A 13,104-nucleotide genomic window follows, 5' to 3' on the forward strand; every position below is an offset into this window, starting at 1 on the left:
CGTCCGCCAGCAGCGCCAGCTCGCCGATGCGCGCCTGCGGCCGGGCCACGATGGAACGCAGCAGCTGCTCGAAGTTGGCCGCCATTCGGCGCGCGCTGTCGGCGCTGAACAGGGCCGCGTTGTAAGTCCAGGTAAGGTACAGCTTGCCGTTCGCATCGGTGATATCCAGCTCCAGGTCGAACTTGTTCACGGACGGGTTCTGGCCCATTTTCTCCAGCGCCAGGCCATGGAAGCCGGCGCCGCCGCCGGCATTGTTCTGCAGGATCAGCATCACCTGGAAGAACGGGCTGGCGCCGCCGCGGGCCGGATTGAGCTCCTCCACCATGAGCGGGAACGGCAGTTGCTGATGCGCGAATGCATCCAATATCATGGCACGGTTGCGTCCGGCGAGCTCCACGAATCCGGGATTCCCCGACAGGTCGCTGCGCAGCACCACGGTGTTGACGAAGAAGCCGATCAAGCCCTCGGTCTCGCCCTGGCTGCGTCCCGCAACGGCAGTGCCGATCGGGATGTCGGTATCGCCGGTGTAGCGCGCCAGCAGCACCGCCAGCGCGCTTTGCATGAACATGAACAAAGTGACGTTGTGCTGCTTGCAGAAGCCGTGCACCTGGGCCGCCAGACCGGCATCGGCGACCTGCTGCACCTCGCCTCGCCGGAAGGCGCCGGCGCCCTCGCGTGGCTGGTCATAGGGCAGGTTCAAGCCCGGCGCCAGCCCGTCGAGCTGAGTCCGCCAATAGCCTAGCAGTTGCTGCAGCGCCGGCCCGTCGAGCATGGCGCGCTGCCACACGGCATAGTCGCGGTACTGGATGCGCATGGGGGGCAGCGGGTCCGGTTCGCCGCGCACGGCGGCGTTGTACCATGCCGCCAGCTCGCCCATGAAGATACCCAGGCTCCAACCGTCGGACACGATGTGGTGGGTATTGATCATCAGCACGTGCTCGTCCTCCGCGATCAGCGCTACCGTGATACGGGCCAGCACGTCGCGTGCGATATCGAAGCGGCGCGCCGCGTCCTCGTTGGCCAATGCGATCACCGCACTGTCCGCCTGCGCCGCGCCGCGCAGGTCCACCACCGTGTAGGGCAGTTCGGCGCCCCCGGCAGCCTCCAGGTAGGGTACGCCGTCCTGTTCGCGGAAATGCGAACGCAGCACCTGGTGCCGCTGCAGCACGGTGCCGAAGGCGGCGCGCAACGCCTCCAGGTCGAGCGCCCCGCGTACCCGGTACACCAGCGGGATGTTGTAGTTGTTCCTGCCGCCGCTGAGCTGGTCGAGGAACATCAGCTGCTCCTGCCCGTAGGACGGACGCACCGGCCCTTGCCCCGGCGCCGGTTCGACAGGCGCCAGCGCCGGACCGGCCTTCGCCCTCAGCGCGGCCAGCTGCTCCAGGTAGCCGATCAGCGCGGCCTTGTGCCGCGCCAGCAGCTCACGCATCTGCTGGTCCATGGCGCCCGGGTCGGCGCGGTAGCGCAGGCGGCCTTGCTCCAGGTACAGCCGGATGCCGCGCTGCGCCGCCTGGTCGTGTATAAGTGCGATGCTCACTAGATTTCTCCATCTTCAAATGCGGTGGCGTCCTCGCTGATGGCGCTCATGCTGCGGTCGGCGTGCCAGATCGAAGCGGCGGCGCTGATCAGGTCCGAGATCCCTTCGATCGAAGGGCTGTGGAACATGCTGGCCAACGTCAGCGTGTCGGCGCGTTCGCCGAATTCGGCGCGTATCCTGGCCAACAGGCGCGCCAGCAGCAGCGAATCGCCTCCCAGCTCGAAGAAGTTGTCGCGTATGCCCACTTGCGCCATGCCGAACAGATCGCGCCAGATACCCAGCAGGGCCTCGTCGATGCCGTTGCGCCCGTTGTCCGGCACAGGCAGGAGCGCGCCGTCCGCGGCCGCCACAGCCTCCTGCGGCGGCGCCGCTTCCGGCTGCGCCGGCCCGGCCCGCTCTATCCAGCGGCGATGGCGCGCTTCCAGGCCGGTGGTCGAGCACACCAACTGCGGCGCATGGCCGATGCGCAACGCCTGCGACAGCGCCGCCACGGCGTCCGCGCCCGGGATATGGTTTTCGTGCAGCATGTCGAAGAACTTGTCCTCGGCGGTCTGGGCGAAGTTCCAGCCGTCCCAATTCACGCTCAGCCAGCGCCGGTCGCCGCTGCGGTGCTTCTCGTGGCAGAAGGTGTCCATGTAGATGTTGCTGCCGGCATAGACGCCGAAGCCGATGCCGCCCAGGATGGCGGACAGCGACGACATCGCCATGCAGAAGCCGACCTCGCGTTCGCGCAGCAGCTCGTCCAGCACCAGCAGGCCGCCGGCCTTGGGCAGGAACTGGCGCAGGCAGTCCGCCTCGCTGATGGTTTCCAGCGGTTCGATGGCGTCGGCGACATCGCCCGCGCAATGGATAATGCCGTCGATGCGGCCGAACTCGCGCTCGGCGGCGTCCAACGCGGCCGCCATGGCGTCGCGCTCGGCGGCGTCGGCCTGCACCAGGCGTATCCGTCCGCCCTGCGCGCTGCAGGCGTCGATGCGGGCCAGCCTGGCCGCGCCGGCGGCGTCATCGGCCGAGGGCAGGCTGCGACCGGCCAGCACCACGTCGGCGTGGAAGCGCTCGCACAACTGCTGCGCCAGCGCCAGTCCTATACGCCCCAGTCCACCGGTGATGAAGTACACGCCGCCCTCGACGAAAGCATGCGCGGCAGCCGCGGGATGCGCCGCCAGCGGCTCGAACACCCGGTGCCAGCGGGCCCCGGCGCGCAGCGCCACCAGGCGCTCCGGCTGGCGCAGCGACAGCTCGGCGGCGATGCGTCCGGCCAGCGCGGCGCGCAGCGCCAGTTCGGAGGCAGCGTGCGGCGTCAGGGCCAGGTCCAGGTGGCAGCAGGCCACCTGCGGGTACTCCTGCGGGATGCTGTTGCAGATGCCGGCGATGGTGGATTGGGCCGGCATTAGCACTTCGTTGCCCAGTACATCGAACAGGTCGTTGGTCACCACGTGCAGGCCGAGCTGGGCGGATGGCACCGAGCGGGTCCAGTGGCGCACCAGGTAGACCAGGCTGAGCAGGCCGCTGTGCTGGGCTTGCAGGAAGTCCTGGTAGCGTGGCGCTGCGGCGGGCAGGGCCAGGCTGCCCATGTGCACCACGCGCTCCGGCACCTGCCCGCGCACCGCCAGCACCGCAAACAAGGCCTGGTAGTCCTCCTCGCAATGGCTGCGGATGGTGCACGAGGAACCGGAGACCACGAAGTTGGGGCCGAAGCCTACCCGCACCACCGCCTGTTGCGCCGCCTCCAGCGCCGCCACCAGCTGGTCGCCTATGCCGTAGCGATCGGTGAACACCAGCCAGCAGCCGCGCTGCGCGGCCAGGTCGATGCGCTCCGGCGGAGCACCGGCGGCGCGCTTCCACGCCACGCCGCTGAACCAGTCCGCCAGCGGCTTGCGGCCGGCAGCCAGCGGCGCCTCCGGTGCCCTGCGCACCAGCTTGCGCTCGACCCAGTGGCGTTCGCGCTGCAGCGGGTAGGCCGGCAGCGGTACGCGGCGGCGCGCCTGCCCGGCATGCAGCAGCGGCCAGGCGATATCCACCTGGGCCAGGTCGACCTCGCCTGCCGCCTTGAGCAGGAAGCGCAGGTCGCCCTCGGCCAGGTTGCGGTGCCGCAGCGTGGAGACGAAGCGCTGGCGCGCATAATTGCCGCCCTTGCGTCCCAGCGAGGACAGCGTGTTGCCCGGACCGATTTCCAGGAACAGCCCATCGTAGCGCTGCAGCAGGGTATCGATGCCGGCCGCGAAATTGACCGTCTGCAGCAGATGCCGCACCCAGTAGGCGGGATCACGCACCTGACCGGGGTCGCACGGCGCGCCGCTCAGGTTGGAAATGAAGGGTAGCTGCGGGGCACCCAGTTCCATGCCGTCGAACAGTTGCGCGAATTGGGCGGCGATGGGCTCCATCATGCGCGAGTGGAAGGCGTGGGTGGTGGGCAGCAGTGCATGCTCCACGCCGCGCTCGCGCAGCACCTCGGCCAGGCCGGCGATGATATCGCGCTCGCCTGCCAGCACGCAGTTGCGCGGGCTGTTGATGGCGGCCACGCAGCAGCCGGTTTCCAGCGCCAGGCCGGCGGCGTCCTGCGCTCCCAGCGCCACCGACAGCATGGCGCCACCAGGCAGGCCCTGCATCAGGCGGCCGCGCGCGGCCACCAGCTTGAGCGCGTCGTCCAGGCTGAACACCCCCGCCAGGCAGGCGGCCACGTATTCGCCTATGCTGTGCCCTATCATCGCCGCCGGTTCCAGGCCCAGCGCTTTCCACATCATGGCCAGGGCGTACTCGGTCACGAACAGCGCCGGCTGCACCACTTCGGTGCGCGACAGCTGGGCCTGGACCTGGTCCGGGTCGGCGCCGTGCAGGTGCGGCAGGAGGATGGGTCCGAGATCCAGCGCCAGGTGCGGGGCCAGCTTGTCCAGGCAGGTGTCCACCCACTGGCGGAACACCGGCTGGGCGTCATACAGGCCGCAGGCCATGCCGGCATACTGGCTGCCCTGCCCCGGGAACATGAACACTACCGGCACCGAGCGGCCGGCTCCGGCGCTGCGCGCCACCTCGCGCCGCTCCACCGCGGCCTCCAGCCTGGCAATGGCTTCCTCGCGGCCTTGCGCCACCAGGTAGTGGTTGTACTCATGGCGCCGGCGGCCTGCCTGCAGCGTATAAGCCACGTCGGCCAGGGACACGGCGGGATGGCTGGCCAGGTGGGCGGCCAGATCGCCGCACATGCGTAGCACGGCGGCCTCGCTGCGGCCCGACACGCGCAGCAGCTGCGGGGCGTCGGCGGCGCCGGCGGGCGGCGGCGGCGGCGCCTGCTCGACCACGACGTGGGCGTTGGTGCCGCCTATGCCGAACGAGCTGACTCCGGCACGGCGCGGAACCCCGCCCTGGTCCCACTCGCGCAGCGCGGCGTTGACGAAGAAGGGGCTGGCGCCGAAATCGATTTGCGGATTGGCCTGGCGGTAGTGCAGCGAGGCGGGAATCCTGGCCCGCTTGACGCATTCCAGGGTCTTGATCAGGCCGGCAATGCCGGCCGCCGTGTTGAGGTGGCCGATATTGGTCTTGACCGACCCGATGGCGCAATACGGGCGTCCGGCGGCGCCGCCGAAGGCACTGGCGAGGGCGGCGATCTCGATCGGGTCGCCGATGCGGGTGCCGGTGCCATGCGCCTCCACATAGCCGATGCTGGTTGGCGCCACGCCCGCCGCGGCGTGCGCGCGGCGTATGCAATCGGCCTGGCCGCCGACGCTGGGGGCGGTGTAGCCGACCTTGGCCGCGCCATCGTTATTGATGGCGGACCCCGTGATCAGGCCATGAATGGTATCGCCGTCGGCCAGTGCGGCGGACAGGGGCTTGAGCAGCACCAGCCCGGCGCCGCTGCCCAGGCGGGTGCCTGCGGCCTGCTGGTCGAAGGCGCGGCAGTGGCCGTCCGGCGACATCACATCGCCCTCGCTGTACAGGTAGCCCTGGGCCGCCAGCAGCGAGATATCGGCGCCGCCGGCCAGGGCCATGCCGCACTCGCCCAGCCACAGGCTCTTGCAGGCTTCATGCACCGCCACCAGGGATGAGGAGCAGGCCGTGTTGATGTTCACGCTGGGCCCGGTCAGGTTGAATTTGTACGACAACCGGGTAGCCGCGCCATCGCGGCTGTTGGCGTTGCGGATGGCCAGCGCGCCAACCGCGTCGAACAATTCCGGATTGCTGTGGATGTTCTCCGTAAGGTAGCGGCTGTCCGCGACCGAGACGAACACACCGACGTGCTGGTGCCGGTCCCAGCGGCCGTAGCCGGCCTGCTCAAGGGCCGCCAGCGTGCACTCGAACAGCAGGCGCTGCTGCGGGTCCATGATCTGGGCCTCGCGCGGCGTCAGTCCGAAATAGCCGGCGTCGAACTGGTCCAGGTCCTCCAGCAGCACGCCGCGCTTGACGTAGCCGGGGTGGTTGATCAGCTGCTCCGGCACGCCGGCGGCGGCCAGCTGCTGGTCCGAAAACTGGTCGATGGACTCGGCGCCCTCTGCCAGGTTGCGCCACAGCGCCTCGATATCGCGCGCGCCCGGGAAACGGCCCGCCATCCCGATCACGGCTACCGGTTCGACACGCGCGCGCGGCGGCGCGGCCGTCTCTGGCACGGCCGCCGTTCCGCCCTCGCGCTGCAGCAGGTGGCGGGTCAGGTCGGCGATGGTCGGGTAGGCGAACAGGTCGGCGATGCCTACCTCGCGCCCGGTGGCCCTGGCGATGCGCCGCTGCAGCTGCATCACCAGCAGCGAGCTGCCGCCGGCCTCGAAGAAGTTGTCGGTCACGCCGATCCCGCCGCGCTTGAGCACCTCCTGCCAGATAGCGCACAGCTGGCGCTCCAGTTCGAACCGCGGCGCCACGTGCCCGGCGCCGTCCTCGCGGACATCCTCGGGCGCCGGCAACGCCTGCAGGTCGACCTTGCCGTTGGCGTTCAGCGGCAGTGCCGCCAGCGCCACCAGGGCGGACGGAATCATGTACTCCGGCAGCGCCGCCTTGAGCTGCTGGCGGCAGGCGGCCGCCAGCCCGGCGGCAGCGTCCACCGCACCCGAGCGCGGCACGATGTAGGCAACCATGCGGCGGCCGCCGAGGCCGTCCGCCACCACCCGCACCAGGCTTTCCCTGATGTCCGGCAGCGCGGCCAGCGCCGCCTCCACCTCCGGCAATTCGATGCGGAAGCCATTGATCTTGACCTGGCGGTCGACCCGGCCCAGGAATTCGATCTGCCCGTCCGCCAGCCAGCGCACCATGTCGCCGGTGGCGTAGATGCGCTGCCCGGCCGCCGCGCCATAGGGATGGGGCAGGAAGCGCTGCGCGCTCAGCTCCGGCCGCGCCAGGTAGCCGCGCGCCACCCCGGCGCCGCCGATATACAGCTCGCCCCTGGCGCCAACCGGGGCCAGGCCCTCGTTGCCGACCACGTACAGCTCCATGTTCTCCATCGGCCGCCCGATCGGGATCGGCCGCGCCGCGCCATAGCTACCCTCCAGGCGCGCATAGCTGGCAAAGGTGGTGGTTTCGGTCGGCCCGTACACATGGACCAGACGCAGCGCCGGGCAGTGGCTCAGCACCTGCGCCACCGCGGCATAGTTCACTTCTTCGCCGCCAAACAGCAGGGTGCGCAGCGGCGCCAGGCAGTCCGGCATTTCCGAGGCGATCCGGTTCACCAGCGCGGTGGTCATGAACATGGTGGTCACGCCCTGCCCGCGCAGGAAGGCGGCCAGCGCTTCCGCGTTCAGCAGGCAGTCGCGCTGCAGGGTGGCCAGCCGCGCGCCGCGGGTGAGCGCGGTCCAGATCTCGAAGGTCGCGGCGTCAAACGACACGCTGGAAGCCTGGGCGATCACGGCCTCCTCGCCGGCCTCGATGTAGCTGGTGTCCGACACCAGGGACACGATGTTGGCGTGTTCCACCATCACGCCCTTCGGATTGCCGGTCGATCCGGAGGTGTAGATCACATAGGCCAGCGCGCTGCCGGCCTCCCCGTCCAGGGGCGGCAGGTCGGCGCCATCGAGCGCCGACAGGGCGGCTGCCGTGTCCGGCGCGTCGATGCCGACCACGCGCAGGCCGCCGCGCGCCGGCAGGCAGTGCGCCAGCCGTTCGGCGCCGACCACCACCCGGGCCTGGCTGTCCTCCAGCATGAAGGCGATGCGGGCGGCCGGGTAGCCGGCGTCGATCGGCACATAGGCGGCGCCTGCCTTGAGGATCCCAAGCATGGCGACCAGCATGTCCAGGTCGCGCTCGACCAGCATACCGACCAGCTGGTCGCGCCCCACGCCCAGGCTGCGCAGGTACCGCGCCAGCTGGTTGGCGCGCTGGTTCAGGCGCCCATAGGTGATGCTGGCGTCACCGCAGGTGGCCGCGATGCGCGCCGGTGCGCGCGCCGCCTGGGCCTCGAACAGGGCGTGCACCGATACCCCGCGCGGGTAGGGCGCCGGGTTGCGGCTCCAGCGCTCTTGCAGCAGATCCGCTTCGCGCGCGGTGAGCAGCGGCGCGGCGCGGTGCTCGGCATGGACATCGTGCAGCATGCGCTCCAGGGCGATCAGATAGCGCTCGGCGGCCTGTTCCACCATGTCGTCATCGTAGCAGTCCGGCCGGTACTTGATCTCCATCGCGATCCGGTCATCCGGGCTGCGGTGGAAGCTGACATGGAAATCGAAATCGGTCTGTTCGATGAAAGCGCGGCCGCTCAGCAGCGAGCCGCCCGCCTCCCGGTAGGCATGGAAGTGGGTATAGTTGAACAGGGTCTCGGACAGGCACGCCGGCAGGCCCGACAGCGGATAGTGGCGGTGTTCCATGGCGGCGCCCATGGCGCCGTCCACCGCCGCCACCAGCGTGCTCCAGCTGCCGCCGCCCACGCTGGCGGCCAGCGGCGCGGCGTTGACGAACAGGCCCAGCGCATCTGCCGCGGCGGAGGTTTCGGGACGGCCGGACAGTCCGATGGTGGTGACCACCTCGGTCCTGTTGGAGAGCGCCGCCAGCACCTTGAAGTGGGCCGCCAGCAGCACGCTCTGCATCGGCACCCCCAGCGACCTGGCCAGCGCGATCAGCCGTCCGGACAGGGCCGTCACGGCCGGCACCGCCAGCGTGCGCTGGGAGGCCGGCGCGGCCGGATCGCCAGCCCCGGCCTTGCGCGGGAGCTGGTAGCCGTCGGCCCGCTCCAGCACCGCCTGCCAGTACGCGCGGCTGTCCGCATTGCCATGCGCGGCCTGCTGCAGGGCGGCATGCTCGCGCACCCCGTGGTTGACCGGCGCCGCCGCCAGAGCGGCGCCTGCCAGCCGCTGCCGGTAGGCCTGCAACAGGCTGGCGGTGAATACCGAGGCGCTCCAGCCATCCATGATCGCATGGTGGAAGCTGATGCCGTAATCGAATTCCTCCGCGCCATCCGGCGCGGCGAACACGCGCAGCAGCGGCGCCTGGCCGGCGTGGAACGGCCGGGCGTGCTCGGCGGCGACCAGCTCCGCCAGGCGCGCCTGCCGCGCTGCCGCCGGCATGGCCGTGACATCCGCCACGCTCAGCGCCAGCTGCGCCTGCGCGTGCACCAGCTGCAGCGGGCGCGCGCCCTCGAAGTCGAACGAGGTGCGCAGCGCCGGATGCCGCGCCGCCAGATGCGCCAGCGCCTCGCGGAACAGCGCCTCGTCCCAGCGCGCCCGGACCCGGAAGCTGAACACGTCGTGGTACAGGCCGGGATGGCGCTGGGACTGCACGATGATGCCAACCTGGGCCGGCGAGGCCGGATAGGCGTCCTCGATGCCGGCCGCGATGGCCTCCCGCTCCGGTGCTTCCAGCAGGGCGAATGGTTGCAGATCACCGGCCCCGGCCGGGGCATCGCCGCCGGCCCGGGCCAGGCGTTCCACCGTCTTGTGTTCGAACACGTCCTTGACCGACAGCGCGATACCGGCCTGGCGCGCCTGCGCCACCATGGCGATCGACAGGATGGAGTCGCCGCCCAGGGCGAAGAAACTGTCCGTCACGCCGACCTGCTCCAGCTCCAGCACGCGCTGCCACACCTGGCACAGCAGCCGTTCGCGTTCCGTGCGCGGGGCGCGGTAGCCGGCCGTGCCCAGGTCGGCGGCCGACGGCTCGGGCAGGGCCTTGCGGTCCACCTTGCGGTTGGAAGTCAGCGGGAAGGCCGCCATGAACACATAGGTTTCCGGCACCATGAAGTCCGGCAGGGACTGGCCCAGGTGGCGCCGGCAGCGCTCCACCCATTCCAGTTTCTGCGCCTCCAGCGCGGGCCCCGGCGGCGCCATGGGCACGGCCGGCTCGACGTAAGCCACCAGGCGCAGGCCCTCGCCGCCCAGCGGCTTGGCCAGGACCACGGTGTTGCGCACCAGTTCCAGCGTGGACAAGCGGGTTTCGATCTCGCCGGTCTCGATGCGGAAGCCGCGTATCTTGACCTGGTGGTCGATGCGCGACAGGTATTCGAGCTTGCCTTGCGCATTCCAGCGCACCAGGTCGCCGGTGCGGTACAGGCGCGCGCCCGGCTGGAACGGATGTGGGACGAAGCGCTCGCCGGTCAGCTCGGGGCGGTTCCAGTAGCCGCGCGCCAGGCCTGCGCCGCCAATGTGCAATTCGCCCACGCCGCCGGTCGGGGCCAGATTGCCATGCCGATCGAGGACATACAGTTCCGTGTTGGCGACCGCCTGGCCCATGGAGACGGCCAGGTCGTCCGCCCCCACCTGATCGATGGTGGACCAGATGGTGGTCTCGGTGGGACCGTAGACATTCCAGACCGACCTGACCTTGCCCTGCAGGCGGCGGTTCAGTGCCACGCTCCAGGCCTCGCCGCCGCACAGCACGGCCAGGCCGGGCGCTCCCTGCCAGCCGCCGTCCAGCAGCAGGCGCCAGGTGGCTGGCGTGGCCTGCATGATGGTGATGCCGCGCTCGGCCACCAGGGCCTGCAGCGCATCGCTGTCGCGGGTGGCGGCGCGGCTGGCCACATGCAGCTGGGCGCCGCATATCAGCGGCAGGAACAGCTCCAGCGCGGCGATGTCGAAACAGATCGAGGTCACCGCCAGCAGCCGGTCGGCCGCGCTGGCGCCCGGACGCAAGGCCATCGAGCGCAGCAGGTTGGCCAGCGCCAAATGCTCGATGCAGACCCCCTTGGGCAGGCCGGTCGAACCGGAGGTGTAGATGACGTAGGCCAGCTGCTCCGGCCGCACCGGTACCGGCACGTTGGACGTATCCATGGCCAGCAGCGCCGCGCGCACATGGTGCTCGTCCAGGCAGATGGTGCGCGCGCCCTCGGCGGGCAGCGCATCCAGGCTGGCGCTGCCCGCCAGTACCAGTTCGACGCCGGCGTCCTCCAGCATGAAGGCCAGGCGCGCGGCCGGATACTCCGGATCGAGCGGCACGTAGGCGGCGCCGGCCTTGAGGATGGCCAGCAGGCCGACCACCATGGCGGCCGAGCGTTCCATGCACAGGCCCACCAGGCCGCCGTCGGCCACGCCTTGCGCGCGCAGGTAGTGCGCCAGGCGGTTGGCGCGCGCATTGAGTTCGGCATAGCTGAGCGTTTCCGCCTCATCCCGCAGGGCCGTGGCATCGGGTGTGGCGGCCGCCTGCGCCTCGAACAGGGCCGGCAGCGTGGCGGGCCCGCCGAAGACGGCGCCGGAGTCGTTCCAGCCGTGCAGCAGGGTCTCGCGCTCGGCGTCCGCCAGCAGCGCCAGCTCGCCGATGCGCGCCTGCGGCCGGGCCACGATGGAACGCAGCAGCTGCTCGAAGTTGTTCGCCATGCGCGCCACGCTGGCCTGCTCGAACAGGTCGGTGTTGTAGACCCAGTCGATGTACAGCTGGCCGCCGTGCACCGACGCGGTCAGCTCCAGGTCGCACTTGATGGTGTCGTGGCTGCCCGCCTTCCCGTCCAGCGACAGCCCCCGCAGCGCCAGCTGGTGCTGCTCGTTGTTGTGCAGCGTCAGCATCACCTGGTACAGCGGGCTGTAGCTCAGGCTGCGCTCCGGACGCAGTTCCTCCACCAGCATTTCGAACGGCACGTGCTGGTGCTCGTAGGCGCCCAGTATCATTTGCCGGTTGCGCGCCAGCAGCGCCTCGAACGCCGGATTGTCCGACAGGTCGCTGCGCAGCACCAGGCTGTTGACGAACAGGCCGACCAGCCCTTCCACCTCGGCGTGCGCGCGGCCCGCGATCGGCGAGCCGATCACGATGTCGGACTCCCCGCTGTAGCGCTGCAGCAGCACCGCCAGCGCCGTCTGCAGGAACATGAACAGCGTCGCCTGCCCGCGCCGGCAATACGCCTCTATCCCTTCCAGCAGCCCGGCATCGATGCCTTGCGCCAGCGTGCGCGCGTGGAAGCGCTGCTGGGCCGGACGCGGCTTGTCCAGCGGCAGGCCGTGCACGGCGGGCAGTCCCGCCAGCTGCCCGCGCCAGTAGCCCAGCTGGCGTTCCAGCCCGGCCCCCTGCAGCCAGCCGCGCTGCCACGCCGCATAGTCGGCGTACTGCACCGGCAGCGGCGCCAGCGCCGGCTCCCGGCCCTGGCTGTAGGCGTCGTACAGCGTGTTCAATTCGCGCAGCAGCACCCCCATCGACCAGCCGTCGGCCGCGATATGGTGCAGCGTCAGCAGCAGCACCTGGCGCTCCTGCTCCAGCCGCACCAGGCGCGCGCGCAGCAGCACGTCGCGCGCCAGGTCGAACGGGCGCGCCGCTTCTTCCCGGGCCAGCCGCGCATGGGCCTGCTCCCGCTGCGCCGGCTCCAGCGCCCGCAGGTCGTCGATGGCGAAACCGGCGGCGGCCCCGGCCCGCACCAGCTGGCGCGCCCTGCCCTCGTCGCTGACGATGGCCGTGCGCAGCACCTCGTGCCGCGCGACGATGGCCTGCAGCGAGCGTTCCAGCGCGCCGGCGTCCATGGGGCCGGTGAACGCCAGGCGCAGCGGCAGGTTGTATTCCGTGCTGCCGCCCTCCAGCTGGTCGATGAACCACAGGCGCTGCTGGGCGAACGACAGCGGCAGCGGCAGCGAACGGTCGGCCTGGCCTATCGGCTCCAGCAGCGCCCCCTGGTAGGCGCAGGACTGTCCGGCCAGCTCCCCGGCCAGCGCGGCAATGGTCGGGTGCTCGAACAGCGCACGCAGCGGCAGCTCCACGCCCAGCGCCTGGCGGATCCGGCTCAGCAGCCGGGTGGCCAGCAGCGAATGGCCGCCCGATTCGAAGAAGTTGTCCTCGATGCCGACCCGCTCCAGCTTCAGGATGTCCTGCCACAGACCGCACAGCACCGCTTCGGTCTCGTTGCGCGGGGCCGCGTACGCCTGCCTCTGCAGGTCGGCCGCCGCCGGCGCCGGCAGGGCCTTGCGGTCCACCTTGCCGGTGCGGGTCAGCGGCAGCGCCTCCAGCGCCACGAACACCTCCGGCACCATGTAGTCCGGCAGCACCTGGCGCAGGGACTTGCGCAGCCCGGCGCTATCGGGCGCCGCGCCGCCGCCGGGCACGATATAGGCGACAAGCGAGGCCGCCGGCGAGACCGCCTCGCCGTCCCGGCCGACCAGCGCGGACGCGCTCACCACGGCCTCCTTCACGCCGGGCAGCCGGCGCAGCTGCGCCTCCACCTCGCCGGCCTCGATGCGCATGCCGCGCAGCTTGAT

Annotated in this window: 2 protein-coding genes; both read right to left on the reverse strand. The window is 70.8% G+C overall.

The annotated features are described in order from the left end of the window. Positions 1–1,537 (reverse strand): condensation domain-containing protein (locus tag ACLB1G_RS27770; protein ID WP_491630515.1); only part of this gene is annotated, 1,537 nt, incomplete at its 3' end. Next, positions 1,537–13,104 (reverse strand): amino acid adenylation domain-containing protein, encoded by an 11,568-nt coding sequence (locus ACLB1G_RS27775; protein WP_491630516.1) that lies wholly within the window; start codon positions 13,102–13,104, stop codon positions 1,537–1,539. The genes ACLB1G_RS27775 and ACLB1G_RS27770, both read right to left, overlap by 1 nt.

This window comes from Duganella kummerowiae (genome assembly GCF_053572355.1).